Origin of the sequence: Arthrobacter sp. SLBN-122 (genome assembly GCF_006715165.1) — a bacterium.
Taxonomy (GTDB): domain Bacteria; phylum Actinomycetota; class Actinomycetes; order Actinomycetales; family Micrococcaceae; genus Arthrobacter.
Genome location: NZ_VFMS01000001.1, coordinates 3,221,852 through 3,237,639 on the forward strand (window position 1 = coordinate 3,221,852; position 15,788 = coordinate 3,237,639).

Sequence of the window (15,788 nt, forward strand, 5' to 3'; positions counted from 1 at the left end):
CCGCAATGGACAACGCCCAAACGGTGGACTGGGCGGCTCTCGAGGCAGCCGCCGTCGCCGCCATGCAGAACGCCTACGCCCCATACTCCAAGTTCCCGGTAGGGGCAGCGGCCCTCACCGGGGACGGCCGGATTGTCAGCGGCTGCAACGTGGAGAACGCCAGCTATGGGCTGACGCTCTGCGCGGAATGCGCCCTGGTGGGAAACCTGCACATGACCGGCGGCGGCCTGCTGCGGGCGTTCTACTGCGTTGACGGGGCAGGCAATGTGCTCATGCCCTGCGGCCGGTGCCGCCAACTGCTGTACGAATTCCGTGCCCCGGACATGCAGCTCATGACCACCCACGGCATCAAGACCATGGACCAGGTGCTCCCCGACGCCTTTGGTCCCGAACACCTGGAGGAGACCCCTTGACCGAGAGCAGGACCGAGGCGTTCGACGCCGTCGACATCATCCGCATCAAGCGGGACAAGGGAACACTGAGCCCCGAACAGATCGACTGGACCATCGACGCCTACACCCGCGGCGCGATCGCGGATGAGCAGATGGCAGCACTGAACATGGCCATCCTGCTTAACGGGATGGACCGGGCAGAGGTTGCCCGCTGGACCGCTGCCATGATCGCGTCCGGGGAGCGGATGGACTTCTCGAGCCTCCGGCGTCCCGACGGGGGCCTGAAGTACACCACGGACAAGCATTCCACCGGGGGCGTGGGGGACAAGATCACGCTGCCGCTGGCCCCGCTGGTCGCCGTGTTCGGCGTGGCCGTGCCGCAGCTGTCAGGCCGCGGGCTGGGGCACACCGGCGGCACCCTGGACAAGCTGGAATCCATTCCGGGGTGGCGGGCCAATCTTTCCAATGAGGAGATCCTGGCCCAGCTCCAGGACGTCGGGGCGGTGATCTGCGCCGCCGGTGCCGGCCTGGCGCCCGCAGACAAGAAGCTCTACGCCCTGCGTGATGTGACCGGCACGGTGGAAGCCATCCCGCTGATCGCGTCGTCCATCATGAGCAAGAAGATCGCCGAGGGCACCGGATCGCTGGTCCTGGACGTCAAGGTGGGCAGCGGCGCGTTCATGAAGGACGAGGCCAAGGCCCGGGAACTCGCCCAGACCATGGTGGCGCTGGGCAAGGATGCCGGCGTCAACACTGTGGCGCTGCTGACCAACATGGACACCCCCCTGGGCCTCACGGCCGGCAACGCCATCGAGGTGGAGGAGTCTGTTGAGGTTCTGGCCGGCGGCGGCCCCGATGACGTGGTGGAGCTGACCATCCGGCTCGCCGAAGAGATGCTCGCCTGTGCAGGAGTTCACGACGCCGACCCCGCCGCTGCACTCAAGGACGGCCGGGCCATGGACGTCTGGAACCGGATGATCGAAGCCCAGGGCGGCGACCCCCGGGCCGCGCTCCCGGTGGCCAGGGAATCCGAGGTTGTCTACGCTCCGGCGGACGGTGTGCTGGTGGAACTCGACGCCCTGGCGGTTGGGGTGGCTGCCTGGCGGCTGGGCGCCGGCCGCGCCCGCAAGGAGGACGCTGTCCAGGCGGGGGCCGGCGTGCGGATGCACGCAAAGCCCGGCGCCACCGTCCGCGCCGGGGAACCCCTGATGACCCTGCTCACGGACACCCCGGAGCGGTTTGCCCGTGCCAGGGAAGCCCTGGAACACGCCGTGGTTATCGCACCGGAAGGTTCGCGGCCCGCCCAGCAACTCATCATCGACCGCATAGCATAGGCACCAATGCAGGCCATCAATGACTTCATCCTCGCCGCAGCCGGGCAGCCCTGGGTGCTCGTCCTGGTGTTGGCCTGCTGCATCATTGACGGTTTCTTCCCGCCCGTCCCCAGTGAATCCGTGGTGGTGGGCCTTGCAGCCGTTGCCGCCACCGCCGATGTTCCCAATCCATTGCTCCTGGCCTTGGTCGCGGCTGCGGGTGCCTTCTCGGGTGACAACATCGCCTACCTGCTGGGACGGCGGGTGGGCACCACGCGCTGGGCCTGGATGCGCGGGCCGCGCATGCAAAGTGCATTCCGCTGGGCGGGCCGCGAACTGCGGAAGCGGCCCGCCTCGCTGATCCTGGTGGCCCGCTTTGTCCCCATCGGCCGGGTGGCCGTCAACCTGACCGCCGGGGCCACCCACTATCCGCATGTCCGGTTTGTCGGCCTGACCGTCCTCTCGGCCAGCCTCTGGGCCGGCTACTCCGTGGCGATCGGGCTCTTCTTCGGCCAATGGTTCGAGGACAACCACGTCCTTGGCGCGGCAATCGCCATCGTCTGCGCAATTGCCCTGGGCATCGTGGTTGACCTGGTGATCAACAAATTCCGGGGCAAACCCAACGTTGTGGAACGGATCAGGGAACCAGGTGCCTGAGCAGCGCGTTTAAGGGGTAATTCCGGGCATTGGGGCGTAGCGGACTGCGGACCCCGCGTGGGACACTTAGGAACGATTTCCGCTTTGGCTGCGGCACTTTGGCTGTGTCATTTTTAATACAGGAGCAACACCGCGTGGAGTTTATTAATGAGGCCGTGCTCCATGCAGCGGGCCAGTGGTGGATTTACCCCGTCCTGCTGGTGTTCTTCTTCGTGGACGGCTTCGCCATGGTGGTCCCCAGCGAGACCCTCATTGTTGCGCTGGCGGCGTTCTCCCGGCACAGCGGCGAACCCAACCTCTGGATCCTGGGCCTCACGGCCCTGATCGGTGCCATCTGCGGCGACAACATGGCCTACCTGCTCGGCCGCAAGATCGGCCTGGACCGGTGGGGGTGGATGCGTCGGCCCAAGGTCCGGAAGGTCTTCGCCTGGGCGCGCTATGAGCTGGAAAAGCGCGGCGCCGTCCTGATCTTCACCGCCCGGTACATCCCCTGGGGCCGGGTGGCCGTCAACTACGTCGCCGGCAGCACCGGCTTCTCGCACCGCAGGTTCTTCGTCTTCGATGCCTTCGCCTGCGTCACGTGGGTGGGCTACTCCCTGGGAATCGGCGTTCTTGCCAGCTCGTTCCCCTGGCTGCACCACAACCCCCTGCTGAGCGCGGGCATCGCCGTCGTGTTCGCCATCGTCCTGGGCATCGTCATCGACCACCTGCTGCGCTGGTGGCACAAGCGGCTGGGCCGGAACGACGCCCCTGATACAGACGGCTGGAGCGATGACACGCCAACCCCGGGCCATGAGGGACGCCCGGGCACCCAGGCCCTGGTAATGCCCTCGGCGGAGGCCGGCCCGGCAGCCAAGTAGCGGCTGGCTTTGAATCCCGCCCCACCCTAAGGTGGGAACGTGACTGAGCCCATTGTTGACGCTGCCCCTGCCATCGATTTTGACCTGAAGAGCCTGCCCAAGGTTTCCCTTCACGACCACCTGGACGGGGGACTCCGTCCTGCCACCATCATCGAACTGGCGGGGGCCGTTGGCCACCCGCTCCCTTCGACCGACCCCGTGGCCCTGGGGCAGTGGTTCCAGGAATCAGCGGATTCCGGATCCCTGGTCCGCTACCTGGAAACGTTCGACCACACCGTTGCCGTGATGCAGACCTACGACGGCCTGTTCCGGGTGGCGAAGGAATTCGTCGAGGACCTTGCCGACGACGGCGTGGTGTACGGCGAGGTCCGCTGGGCCCCCGAGCAGCACCTCCAGAAGGGCCTCAGCCTCGATGAAGCTGTCGAAGCAGTCCAGGACGGCCTGGAAGCCGGCGTCGAAGCTGTCTCTGAAAGCGGCCGCGAAATCCAGGTCGGCCAGCTGATCACCGCCATGCGGCACGCTGACCGCGGCCAGGAGATCGCCGAACTGGCCGTCCGCCACCGCAACAAGGGCGCCGTGGGCTTTGACATCGCCGGGGCCGAGGACGGCTTCCTGCCCAGCCGCTTCAAGGACGCCTTCACCTACCTTGCGCAGCACAACTTCCCCGCCACGGTTCACGCCGGCGAGGCCGCCGGACTGGACAGCATCCAGTCCGCGCTGGTGGACGGCCGGGCCCTGCGGCTGGGACACGGCGTCCGCATCGCCGAGGACATCATGGTGGAATTCGACGACGACGACGAAGCCGGCGACACCGTGGGCCTGGTTACCCTCGGGGACCTCTCCAGCTGGGTCCGCGACCGCGGCATCGCCCTGGAAATCTGCCCCTCCTCAAACCTCCAGACCGGCGCCATCGCGGAATTCGGCGAAGGCATCGAAAGCCACCCGCTGGACATGCTCTACCAGCTGGGCTTCAACGTCACCATCAACACGGACAACCGGCTGATGAGCGGCGTCACCCTGACCGATGAGTTCAACCTGCTGGTGGAAACCTTCGACTATGACCTCGACGACCTGCTGGAGCTGACCCTCAACGCCGCCGAGGCATCCTTCCTGCCCCTGGAGGAAAAGGAAGCGCTGGTGGAATACATCAACGACGCCTACGCCAACCTTGGCTGACCATCCAGCGGCTGAACAGCTGGTCACCATCGTCGCGGAGCTGCGCGAGCACTGTCCCTGGATGGGGGCCCTGACCCACGCTTCACTCGTGGAGTACCTCCTGGAGGAGGCGTACGAGGTGGCCGAGGCCATCGAGGACGGCCACCCGGACGCCGAACTCCGGGGCGAGCTGGGAGATGTCCTGCTCCAGGTGGTGCTGCATGCCCGGCTGGCTGAGGAGCGGGGCGCGTTCACGTTCGACGACGTGGCGCGCGGCCTGGGTGCCAAGATGATTCGCCGCAACCCGCACGTCTTCAAACCCGACGGTTCCCTGCAGGACAGCTTCCCGGCGACGGTCGAGGAGATCGAGCAGAAGTGGGATGCGGTCAAACGGGCCGAACGCCCGGAGCGGCTCAATGCCTTTGAAGGCATTCCGGACGCGCTGCCTGCGCTGGCCAAGGCCCACAAGTCGCTGGACCGGGCCGCCCGCGCGGGCCTGGGGCTCCCCGAGGGGGCTCCCGTTCCCACAAGCGAGGATGAACTCGGAAACCTGCTGCTCGCCGTCGTGCGCTCCGCCCGGGACAGCGGCATGGACGCCGAGCGCGCCCTGCGCGCCGCGGTCCGCCGTTACCAAAGCGACCAGGCTGACCAAAGCGGCCCGGCAGCATCATGACGTCCCGGTCTTGCCCGGTTTGAGTAACCCGGAGCACTCTCGACTACGCTGGTCCCAGACGAGTACGTCGAGTTTTCTGCCTGATTCCCCCCGTTAATCGCCCATAAGGAGCAAATTCATGGCGCTTATCGATGCCATCCACGCCCGCGAGATCCTCGATTCCCGCGGCAACCCCACCGTAGAAGTTGAAGTCCTGCTTTCCGACGGCCAGATCGGTCGGGCGGCGGTTCCCTCCGGCGCTTCCACCGGTGAGCACGAGGCCGTCGAACTGCGCGACGGCGACAAGGGCCGCTACCTCGGCAAGGGCGTGCAGAAGGCCGTCGACGCCGTGATCGACCAGATCGCCCCCGCCCTGACCGGCTTCGACGCCACCGACCAGCGCAGCATTGACCAGGCCATGCTGGACCTGGACGGCACCCCCAACAAGGGCAAGCTCGGCGCCAACGCCATCCTGGGCGTCTCCCTGGCCGTCGCCAACGCCGCCGCAGCCTCCGCCGACCTGCCGCTCTACAAGTACCTGGGCGGCCCCAACGCCCACGTCCTGCCCGTGCCGCTGATGAATATCCTCAACGGCGGATCGCACGCGGACTCGGACGTCGACATCCAGGAATTCATGATCGCCCCGATCGGCGCCGAGACCTTCTCTGAAGGCCTGCGCTGGGGCGTCGAGGTCTACCACAACCTCAAGTCCGTGCTCAAGGAAAAGGGCCTGTCCACCGGCCTCGGCGACGAGGGCGGCTTCGCCCCGAACTTGCCGTCCAACCGTGCAGCCCTGGACCTGATCCAGGAAGCCATCAAGAACGCCGGCTATACCCCGGGCAAGGACATCGCACTGGCCCTGGACGTTGCCTCCTCCGAGTTCTTCAAGGACGGCGCCTACCAGTTCGAAGGCAAGTCCCTGTCCGCCACCGAGATGAGCGCCTACTACGCCGAGCTCGTGGCAGACTACCCGCTGGTCTCCATCGAAGACCCCCTGGACGAGAACGACTGGGAAGGCTGGAAGACCCTCACCGACTCGATCGGCGACAAGGTCCAGCTGGTGGGTGACGACCTCTTCGTCACCAACCCCTCCATCCTGCAGCGCGGCATCGACACCAGGACCGCCAACTCCCTGCTGGTCAAGGTCAACCAGATCGGTTCGCTGACCGAGACCCTGGATGCCGTGAGCCTGGCCCAGCGCGCCGGCTACACCACCATCACCTCACACCGCTCCGGCGAAACCGAGGACACCACCATCGCCGACATCGCGGTGGCCACCAACGCCGGCCAGATCAAGACCGGCGCCCCTGCCCGCTCCGAGCGCGTTGCCAAGTACAACCAGCTGCTGCGCATCGAAGAGGAACTGGACGACGCCGCACGCTACGCCGGCCGCAGCGCGTTCCCGCGTTTCAAGGGCTAGTAACCGCCTAAACCCATCCGCGGTGGCTATGGTTGAAAGACCATAGCCACCGCTGTTGTTTCCAGCAGCATTTGTCCAGCACAGATAGTGGCGGCCCCAGGCAGGCTGCGTTTCAGGAGTGTCATGGCTACCCGCCGCCCCAAAGTTCCCAAGGTTGCCCCCGCCCGTCCAGCCAAGGAAACGGCCGACGACGGATCCTCCGGCCGTGCCGAGGTCATCCGGGCGGATTTTCGCCCGGGCAAGGGTGCGGACGCCAAGGCGCATACCGCACCTTTGGGCGGTAACCAGGTGCATGGAGCAGGGAGCCACGCCGCCGGGAAGGCGGCTAAGGCCCGGCCTTCCGCCGGACGCAAAGGCAGCAGTTCCGGTGACGGCAAGGCCCCCCGGACCGGTGACGAGGAGCAGCACCCGGTCCCGGCCAAGGCGTTCTCCGGCCGAATGCTGGCCCTGGCCGTTGTCATGATCGCCATCACCATCATGCTGGCGCCCACGGTGAAGATCTTCTTCGACAAGAAAGCCGAAATCGACGCGCTGAACGCCGATATCGCCGCACGCCAGGCCGAAGGCGACGCCCTCCGTCAGCAGGTTTCGCGGTGGCAGGACCCCAACTACGTCAAACAGCAGGCCCGCGACCGCATTAACATGGTTATGCCGGGCGAAACCGGCTACTGGGTTTTTGGCAGCGATGAGCCGGCCGGAGAAAGCAGTAGCCCCGCCGGCGCAGCAGCACAAGACCCCGCCGATCTGCCGTGGGTGGATTCCCTGTGGGAGTCCATCAGGCGCGCGGCCACAGACTGAACCGCACAGGAAGGACGGCCCGCGACAGTGGAACACAACACGGCAGCCGCCCGGGACGAATCCCGCCAACCGACAGCACACGACCTTGAAGTACTGAGCAGGCAGCTGGGACGTCCCGTCCGCGACGTCGTGGAGATTCCGGCGCGCTGCGTCTGTGGAAACCCACTGGTAGCGGCCACCGCACCGCGCCTCAGCAACGGCACCCCCTTTCCCACCACCTTTTACCTGACGCACCCGGTCATCACCTCCGCGGTTTCCAGGCTTGAAGCGGCAGGCGTCATGAACAGCATGAACGACCAGCTGGCAGGCGATGCCGGGCTCGCAGCTGACTACCGGACAGCACACGAGGAGTACCTGGCCGCCCGTGCCGCCATCGGCGAGCGTTCAGGCATCGGTCCGGTGCCTGAAATCGACGGCGTCTCCGCCGGCGGAATGCCCACCCGCGTCAAATGTCTGCACGTCCTGGTGGGTCATTCCCTGGCAGCAGGCAGCGGCGTCAACCCCCTCGGTGACCAGGCGCTGGACATGATCAGCGAATGGTGGACCGCGGACAGGTGCTACTGCACCGGCGCCTGGGACACCACCGGCGAGGCGCCATCCAGGGACCTTAGCCGCCACGGACCCCAAGGCCTGCCCGATATCGTCGGACGCCCCGCCCCCGTGCGGAAGTCCGCCGGCGCCACGGAGGCCGGCGAATGACCCGCGTGGCCGCCATCGACTGCGGCACCAACTCCATCCGCCTCCTGATCGCGGACATTAACCGCAGTAACGGCAACGCGGCCCTTACCGACGTCGTCAGGGAGATGCGCGTGGTCCGGCTGGGCCAGGGCGTGGATGCCACGGGCGAACTGGCCCCGGAGGCCCTGGAACGCACCTTCGCCGCCACTGCTGACTACGCCCGCCTCATCAAAGAACACGGCGCGGAGCGGATCCGCTTCGTAGCCACCTCCGCGAGCCGCGATGCGCGCAACCGGAACGTCTTCGTCGACGGCATCAGGGACCTGCTGGGAGTGGAACCGGAAGTAATCTCCGGGGACGAGGAAGCGGCCTTGTCCTTTGCCGGTGCCAGCAGCGTCCTGCCCATCCTGGACGGCCACCAGGTGCTGGTGGTGGACCTCGGGGGCGGAAGCACCGAGTTCGTCCTGGGCACCGCCGCCGGGGTCACCGCCGCGAAGTCCGTGGACATCGGCTGTGTCCGCCTGACCGAACGGCACCTGCGTGCCGATCCACCCACGGCGGAACAGATTGCCGCCGCGGAAGCCGACGTGGACGCAGCCATGGCCCGGGCAGGACGCGACGTGCCGCTGGAACGCGCCACCGCCGTCGTCGGTGTTGCCGGCTCCGTCACCACCATCACCGCCCATGCGCTCCGCCTGCCGGAATATTCGCCGGCCGCCATCCACGGTGCAGTACTGCCCATCGGGGACGTCCGCGCCGCCGCCACCGACCTGCTGTCCATGACCCGGGCAAGCCGCGCGGCACTGCCGTACATGCACCCCGGACGTGTGGATGTCATCGGAGCCGGGGGGCTGGTGTGGCGCCGCATCCTGGAACGGATGGGGGAGTTGAGCGGCGGAAGGATCACCGAGGCCACCGCAAGCGAACACGACATCCTTGACGGCATCGCGCTGAGCATCGGTTAGGCCATGCACTCCACCCCAGCTTCCACCCCCTTGGTGCCCCGGGCGGCGGCCGCCGTCCTGGCCGTCCTCCTGGCGGCGTTCTGCCTGTGCGCGGGCCTCTTCACGGCGCCCGCCGCAAATGCTGATGAATGGCGTGACAAGGAATACTGGCTGGCAGATTCCGGCATCACCAAGGCCTGGGAAGTGTCCAAGGGTGCCGGCGTCAAGGTGGCCGTTATCGACAGCGGCATCGACGCGCAGCATCCGGACCTCAAGGGCGCGGTCGTGGGCGGTTATGACGCGTCCGGCTCAGGACAGCCGGACGGCCAGAAGAGCGTCGGCTCCAAGCCCGAGCACGGCACCCTGGTGGCTACCATGCTGGCGGGCCGCGGACACCAGCCCGCAAGCCCCAGCCCCAGTCCCAGTCCCGGGCCGCAGGGCACGCCGCCGGACGGCATCGTGGGCGTGGCACCGGAGGCGCAGCTCCTTTCCGTCTCCACCTGGCTCGGTTCAGCCAATCCTTCGGGCAAGAGCGACCAGGACCAGATTCCCGAGGCAGTCCGTTGGGCCGTGGACAACGGCGCCAAGGTGATCAACATTTCGCTGGGCAGCACAACGCCGCAGTGGCCTCAAAGCTGGGACGCGGCGTTCCTGTATGCGGAGCAAAAGGACGTGGTCATCGTGGCCGCCGCCGGCAACCGCGTGGGCGGCAACACCCAGGTGGGAGCGCCCGCAACCATTCCCGGTGTTCTCACCGTCGCCGGCCTGGACCGCAGGAACCTGGCCAGCGTTGACGCCTCTTCACAGGGAATCAGCATCGGGGTGGCTGCCCCTGCCGAGAACCTGCTGGGAGGCCTCCCTGGCGGAAGCTACGCGGAATGGGCCGGGACCTCCGGGTCCACGCCGATCGTTGCCGGCGTCGCCGCCCTGATCCGGTCCAAGTGGCCGGACATGAGCGCCGAACAGGTGATCAACAGGATCGTCTCCACGGCAAAGGACGCCGGCGCTCCGGGCAAGGACCCGCTGTACGGCTACGGCATCCTCAACGCAGAAGCCGCGCTAAAGGCCGACGTCCCCCAGGTGTCCGTCAACCCGCTGGGTACTGTCGCCGAATGGATCCGGGTGCACCGGCGGGGCAACGCTGCTCCTGCCGCCCCGCTGCCCACCGCCACCTCTGTACCCAGCGCGGCACCCACCCTGCCCGAAGCTACCGTTCCCGCTGCCAAGGCGCCTTCGCAGCGTGACAGCGCCATTGGCGCCACCGTCGTCATCGGTTTTGGACTCCTCTTCGCAGCCATCATCGCTGCTGCTGCCATCCAGCTCCGGAGGGCCGCCCGGAACCCTGCCCTTGCCGGGGAAGAGCCGGAAACCGGGGTGGTGGAACGGGTGCATTCGCGCACTAATCCACACGTTACGGACCGGGGTGCCAGCTAGTGAAGATTTTCACAAACTGCGCTATCCTTAAACTATGGCAACCACCCCACAGCTCCAGGACCGTCCCAGGGTACTCGTCGTCGGCGGCGGGTACGTCGGCCTGTACGTAGCACTGAAACTGCAGAAGAAGATCGCGAATGCCGGCGGCATCGTCACCGTCGTTGATCCCCTGCCCTACATGACTTACCAGCCCTTCCTCCCCGAGGTGGCCGGCGGCAATATTGAAGCCCGCCACGCGGTGGTTTCCCACCGCCAGCACCTCAAGCAGACGGAACTGATCCAGGGCCGCGTCACCTCAATCGACCACGAGAACCGCACGGCTGTGGTGGCACCCGCCGATGGCGGCGAAAACTTTGAAATCCCGTACTTCGACGTCGTGCTTGCAGCCGGCGCCATCACCCGCACGTTCCCCATCAAGGGCCTGGCGGACAAGGGCATCGGCCTGAAGACCATCGAGGAAGCCGTTGCGCTGCGCAACAAGCTGCTGGAGCGCATCGAGGTTGCCTCCACCATGACGGACCCTGCCGCACGCGCCCGGGCCCTCACCTTCGTGGTGGTCGGCGGCGGCTTTGCCGGCATCGAATGCATCACCGAAATGGAAGACCTCGCCCGCGCAGCCGTGCGCAACAACCCGCGCATCAAGCAGGAGGAAGTCCGCTTCGTCCTGGTCGAAGCCATGGGCCGCATCATGCCGGAGGTCACCGCCAAGCAGGCTGACTGGGTGGTTGAGCACCTCCGCAGCCGCGGCATCGAGGTCCTCCTGAACACCTCGCTGGACAGCGCCGAAGGCACCCTGAAGCTCATCAATCTGCCGGACAAGACCCCCGCCCAGGAATTCGAAGCCGACACCCTGGTTTGGACTGCAGGCGTGCAGGCCAACCCGATGGTCCGCTCCACCGACTTCCCGCTCGAGCCCCGCGGCCGCGTCCGCGTCCTGCCGGACCTGCGCATCGCCGGTGACGAAGGCATCGTGGAGAATGCGTGGGCCGCCGGCGATATCGCCGCTGTCCCGGACCTCACCGGCAAGGGCCTGCCGGACGGCACTTGCGTACCCAACGCCCAGCACGCCCTGCGCCAGGCCAAGCGCCTCGCCAAGAACCTGTGGGCCTCCCGTTGGGACAAGCCGCTGGCGGACTACAAGCACAAGAACCTGGGTGCTGTTGCCGGCTTCGGTGAGTGGAAGGGTGTTGCCAACATCAACCTCCTGGGCCGCATCGGCCTCAAGGGCGGACTGGCGTGGCTGGCCCACCGCGGTTACCACGGCATGGCCATGCCCACGTTCGAGCGCAAGTTCCGCGTCATCCTGAACTGGATCATCGGCTTCTTCGCCGGCCGCGACACCACCCAGCTGATGGACCTGGACAACCCCCGCGGCGCTTTCGTCTCGGCAGCAACCCCCGCCCCGAAGCCCGCGGCTGCACCGGCAGCCGCTCCGGCGGCCGGATCCGGTTCAACCGCCACTGCTGCTCCCAAGGAAACGGTGGCGGCGAACGCCAAGTAGCGCGTCCGTTCCACCGCTTTACAGCGCACGACGGCGGCCGGCCCCTTGTGGGGGCCGGCCGCCGTCGGCGTTTCCAGCCGATGCGCCTTTCACGGGTACCATTGACCCGGCGCCCCAGTAGCCCAATTGGCAGAGGCAGCGGACTTAAAATCTTCCTCCTATGTGCTTATCTTTTTGCCCTAACGGCCTTACTTCCCAGTCATGACGCGGAAGTTGGTTCAGGCTGGGCTTCCAAAAATCCACCGTGCTGTGCCTATTGTGCTTACGGTTGTGCCGAACTGGCCTCGCGGAGTGTCCTGAAGGGGCAAAATTGTGCTTAACTCGGGGCTCTGAGTGGGATTGAACCGGGCTGACATCATAGGATGTGGGGGACACAAAACGCCCCCGTAGCCCAACGGCAGAGGCAACCGACTTAAAATCGGTAAAGGTGTGGTTTCGAATACCACCGGGGGCACCAAGTAGAGGAGTCAGGCTTACCGTCTGACTCCTCTTCCTATATCCAGAGCCATCCTGAGTGTTCCTGGGGTTGTTTCAACGTCCCGGATGTCCGGATGCTGGTTCGTAGCACCGTAGGGCCTTAGAACCACACAGGAGGCTTCCCTCTTGGCGGGAGGTAATACTTGCCGCGTCCATAGCCAGCGTTTCGCGGGTACCAATGCCAGCAGTGTAATTTTGAAGCCTAAAGTATTCTCCTTGAGCGCCGGTCTTTCGGCCTGCTGAGAATTGCGTGTATTGGGGGGCTTGTCGTGCCAGCGGAGGAAATGCCTCCCACCGTTTTGAGCACGGTGGTGGAGGAATTCGACCATGCCATCCCCTTGCTCGGAGTTTGTGCAGGCCATGAGGATGCACAGTGGCGTTTTCGAGCGCTGTCCAACGATCTCATCGAGTGGGCGATGGACTGGATTCTTCCCCATGAGGAACTAGCCAACATCTCGCGTGCGAATGCCTTCAGACTCATGGGAAAGGCTCTCGGCCGAATTTACAAAACCAAGGACACTGAACTCCGGGGCGAAATTGGCGAACTGCTCCTGCACATCATCCTCAGGAAGTTCCTGAACTCACAGCGGGCCATCAGTCGTATCTATTTCAAGGACGCGGCCAACGATACGGTCAAGGGTTTCGATGCTGCCCATATCGTGGAAATTCCTGGCGATGGCTCTGATGGTGGACTGGAACTCTGGCTAGGAGAGTCCAAGTTTTTCAAGAACAGTTCCCAAGCCATTGGTGCGGTGCTGGATGAGTTGGAAGACCATCTGGAAACGCAGTACCTCCGCTCAGAGTTCGCCGCCATCTCGGACAAGATTGAATCCGGCTGGCAGCACGCGGACAAGGTGAAGGCTCTGCTAAGGCAGGAAATCTCCCTTGATGAGGTGTTCGAGCGGGTGGTCATCCCTGTATTCATCACCTTCGACAGTGAGGTGACTGGCCGGCACAAACGCAGTAACCAAGCCTACCGAGATGAAATCACAGCCCAGATGAAGCGGGAGTGGGAAGCATTCCAACGGAGGTTTGGGAAGCGGACCATGCCCAGGGAGGTCAAGATTCACCTGATTCTCCTGCCCATGGCAACCAAAAAAGATCTGCTGGATGCGTTTGATGAGAGGCTCAAGGCGTGGCAACTAGCATCGATGCCATAAGGACTGCACTCGCCGCCCCAACGTTGGAGGAAGGTCAGGAGTTCTCAATCCTGGCGGGTATCGCTGCACTGAAGGCTACCGATGGTGACAGCCGTATTGTGCAGGACCTCGTTATCCGGGCGTTGGACCGTTCTGAGGACTTCGAACCCGAGATGCCCCTCCTCATGGCACTGGCACGCGGGCTTGGACTTTTTCCTTACGTTGAGAACATCGCCCCTGACCTGCTCCCGTTGGCGGACCAGATCGCTTTGGAAATGAACCGACCCGACAATCTGGATGGTGTCGTCTTCCATCGGGTACAAACCGAGGTCTACCGGAAACTGATGGCGGGGGAGAACGTCATCCTGTCTGCTCCCACCAGTTTCGGCAAGACCGTCATCCTTGATGCACTAATTGCCTCCGGGAAGTACAACAACCTTGTCATCATCGTGCCCACCATCGCCCTCATCGATGAACTGCGGCGACGGCTGGCACGCTTCACCGACTTCAAACTCATCACTCACCCTGGACAGACCTACGGGGATAGGAACCTGTTCGTCCTGACCCAAGAGCGGTATCTGGCGATTGAGGACATGCCCACCCCGGACTTCTTTTTCGTGGATGAGTTTTACAAGCTTGATGACCACAACGGCAGGGAAACCCTGGTCAACGACCGCAGCGAACTGCTGAACCGGGCGATGTACAGGCTTCGGAAGACCGGGGCTCAGTTCTACCTTGCGGCACCCATGATTCAGTCCCTGTCGGAGTTGTTGCCGGCCGAACTGCGTGCCAGCCTTATCGTCACCAACTTCAGCACCGTGGCAGCGGACACCATCCCTGTCACTGCCGAAACGGAGGAGGATGAACGGCGGGAGATTCGGCGAATCCTTTCTGAGGTTGACGGCCCCACACTCATCTTCTGCCGGAGTCCAAATCGGGTGCGGATGGTCGCCAAGTGGCTGCAAGAAGACGCTCCCGAAGGCGGCTACGGCGAAGGGATGCCGAATACCGCCAAATGGCTTGAGGACAATATCAGCGCCCGGTGGAGCCTTCCGAGGAACCTGCGACTGGGCATCGGTGTTCACCATGGCCGGCTCCCACGATGGCTGGGTCCGCTGGTCATCAAGGCATTCGATGCGGAAGACATCGGTGTTCTCGTTTGCACAAACTCCCTGATTGAGGGCGTGAACACACGGGCCAAGAACATCATCATTCTGGATAAAACCATCGGGAACGCTGGCTACAACTACTTCACGTTCGCAAATATCCGGGGACGCGGCGGGAGGATGCTAAAGCACTTCATTGGGCGAATTTTCATGTTCAATCCACCACCAGTTGAGGTACTGCCCAGCATCGATATCCCCGGCCTGAGCCAGAGCGATGGGGCTTCTGACAGCCTGCTTCTGTCCATTGATGAGGAAGACCGTTCAGAACGGACACGGGCACGCCTGCGTGAGGTGATCGAGCAGCCAATCCTCTCGGTGGAAACCATGCAAAAGAACGCGGGAGTCAGCCCTGCGGAGCAGATCGAACTAGCGAAGCATCTTGCGACAGTAAATCCCCGCCTCCTGGGCGAAATCCTGTGGACTAAGCCGTACCCAACGTATAAGGAGCTGCTCGCTGTCGTCAGCCTTGTTTGGGATTACATCCCGCCTCGGGGAAGGACCAACCATCTGGCCACCACAGCCAAGCAACTTGCCTACCTCGTGAAAAACCTTTCCGATGTCAACGGCGATGTTCGGGCGTTCCTTGCCACGGTGACAGAACGGGCTGAGGGAGACGATGCTTACGACAGCAAGGTGGAGGATGCCTATAACTTCCTTCGGTTCTGGATTGACCATAACCTTCCCGCTCGTATCAGGGCACTGGATTCCATAGCGAAAGAAATCTTGCCGCCTCGCGGAATCAGGCCAGGGAACTACGAAGCGTTCGCGGCACGTATGGAGGCTGGCTTCCAAGCACCCCTGTTGCTCACAGCGGAGGAGTTTGGGATTCCCTCTCAGGTCACCAAGAAATTGCTGCGTCGGATACCACGGGCGGACACCTTGGATGCCCTGATCTGGGGCCTCCGGAGTCTGGATCTTAGTAAGATTCCGGAATTGACCCAGTACGAACGGGACCTGCTGGACTACGCCTTATCCAGCGATTAGGTCCTACTCGGGGGACAGTGTGCCCCTGCTCACAAATAGTAAGCAGGCTGATTAATTCCGGCTATGCTTGATTCGTCCGGTTTCACAAGCCCCCCAATATTGTGGAACCGGACCCGCCGCGCCTCGGTCGCCCCCAGTACTGAGGCAGGCAAAGCAGAACCCCCGCCTTGCACTTATGCGAAGCGGGGGTTCTCTTGCTTATTTAGACCGTAGCCTTT

At 64.4% G+C, this 15,788-nt stretch carries 14 protein-coding genes and 1 tRNA gene; all 15 read left to right on the top strand.

What is annotated here, in order from left to right; genetic code table 11:
* Positions 1 to 5 precede the first annotated feature (5 nt).
* The 15 genes from FBY36_RS14920 to FBY36_RS14990 all read left to right on the top strand — a co-directional run bounded on the left by FBY36_RS14920 (position 6) and on the right by FBY36_RS14990 (position 15,570).
* Positions 6 to 413: a cytidine deaminase gene (locus tag FBY36_RS14920; protein WP_142120614.1), complete on the top strand. Its 408-nt coding sequence runs from the start codon at positions 6 to 8 to the stop codon at positions 411 to 413.
* Positions 410 to 1,726, top strand: coding sequence for a thymidine phosphorylase (locus FBY36_RS14925; protein WP_142120616.1), 1,317 nt, complete (start codon positions 410 to 412; stop codon positions 1,724 to 1,726). The genes FBY36_RS14920 and FBY36_RS14925 overlap by 4 nt, the downstream gene beginning before the upstream one ends.
* A gap of 6 nt (positions 1,727 to 1,732) precedes the next feature.
* Positions 1,733 to 2,362, top strand: a complete 630-nt coding sequence (locus FBY36_RS14930) for a DedA family protein (RefSeq protein WP_142120618.1) — start codon at positions 1,733 to 1,735, stop codon at positions 2,360 to 2,362.
* 134 nt (positions 2,363 to 2,496) lie between these two features.
* Positions 2,497 to 3,222 carry a DedA family protein gene (locus FBY36_RS14935; RefSeq protein WP_142120619.1) on the top strand — a complete coding sequence of 242 codons (726 nt, stop codon included), beginning with the start codon at positions 2,497 to 2,499 and terminating at the stop codon, positions 3,220 to 3,222.
* A gap of 39 nt (positions 3,223 to 3,261) precedes the next feature.
* The gene (locus FBY36_RS14940) at positions 3,262 to 4,398 is read left to right on the top strand and encodes an adenosine deaminase (RefSeq protein ID WP_142120621.1); all 1,137 of its coding nucleotides are present in this window, start codon (positions 3,262 to 3,264) and stop codon (positions 4,396 to 4,398) included.
* Between the two features lie 61 nt (positions 4,399 to 4,459).
* Complete coding sequence (locus tag FBY36_RS14945; RefSeq protein WP_142122658.1) at positions 4,460 to 5,050, top strand: MazG nucleotide pyrophosphohydrolase domain-containing protein; 591 nt, start codon at positions 4,460 to 4,462, stop codon at positions 5,048 to 5,050.
* A gap of 118 nt (positions 5,051 to 5,168) precedes the next feature.
* Positions 5,169 to 6,449 (top strand): phosphopyruvate hydratase, encoded by a 1,281-nt coding sequence (gene eno, locus FBY36_RS14950; RefSeq protein WP_056332399.1) that lies wholly within the window; start codon positions 5,169 to 5,171, stop codon positions 6,447 to 6,449.
* A 123-nt stretch (positions 6,450 to 6,572) separates the two neighbouring features.
* Positions 6,573 to 7,247 (top strand): FtsB family cell division protein, encoded by a 675-nt coding sequence (locus tag FBY36_RS14955; RefSeq protein WP_142120623.1) that lies wholly within the window; start codon positions 6,573 to 6,575, stop codon positions 7,245 to 7,247.
* A 27-nt stretch (positions 7,248 to 7,274) separates the two neighbouring features.
* Positions 7,275 to 7,946 carry a DUF501 domain-containing protein gene (locus FBY36_RS14960; RefSeq protein WP_142120625.1) on the top strand — a complete coding sequence of 224 codons (672 nt, stop codon included), beginning with the start codon at positions 7,275 to 7,277 and terminating at the stop codon, positions 7,944 to 7,946.
* Positions 7,943 to 8,890, top strand: a complete 948-nt coding sequence (locus tag FBY36_RS14965) for a Ppx/GppA phosphatase family protein (RefSeq protein ID WP_142120626.1) — start codon at positions 7,943 to 7,945, stop codon at positions 8,888 to 8,890. The genes FBY36_RS14960 and FBY36_RS14965 overlap by 4 nt, the downstream gene beginning before the upstream one ends.
* A gap of 3 nt (positions 8,891 to 8,893) precedes the next feature.
* On the top strand, positions 8,894 to 10,303 hold the full coding sequence (locus FBY36_RS14970) for a S8 family serine peptidase (RefSeq protein ID WP_142120628.1): 1,410 nt from the start codon (positions 8,894 to 8,896) through the stop codon (positions 10,301 to 10,303).
* Positions 10,304 to 10,337: 34 nt separating this feature from the next.
* Positions 10,338 to 11,804, top strand: coding sequence for an NAD(P)/FAD-dependent oxidoreductase (locus tag FBY36_RS14975; RefSeq protein WP_142030624.1), 1,467 nt, complete (start codon positions 10,338 to 10,340; stop codon positions 11,802 to 11,804).
* 380 nt (positions 11,805 to 12,184) lie between these two features.
* Positions 12,185 to 12,261 (top strand) — tRNA-Leu (locus FBY36_RS14980).
* A 304-nt stretch (positions 12,262 to 12,565) separates the two neighbouring features.
* Positions 12,566 to 13,441 (top strand): HamA C-terminal domain-containing protein, encoded by an 876-nt coding sequence (locus FBY36_RS14985; RefSeq protein ID WP_142120630.1) that lies wholly within the window; start codon positions 12,566 to 12,568, stop codon positions 13,439 to 13,441.
* Complete coding sequence (locus FBY36_RS14990) at positions 13,417 to 15,570, top strand: DEAD/DEAH box helicase (protein WP_142120632.1); 2,154 nt, start codon at positions 13,417 to 13,419, stop codon at positions 15,568 to 15,570. The genes FBY36_RS14985 and FBY36_RS14990 overlap by 25 nt, the downstream gene beginning before the upstream one ends.
* The last annotated feature ends 218 nt before the right edge of the window (positions 15,571 to 15,788 follow it).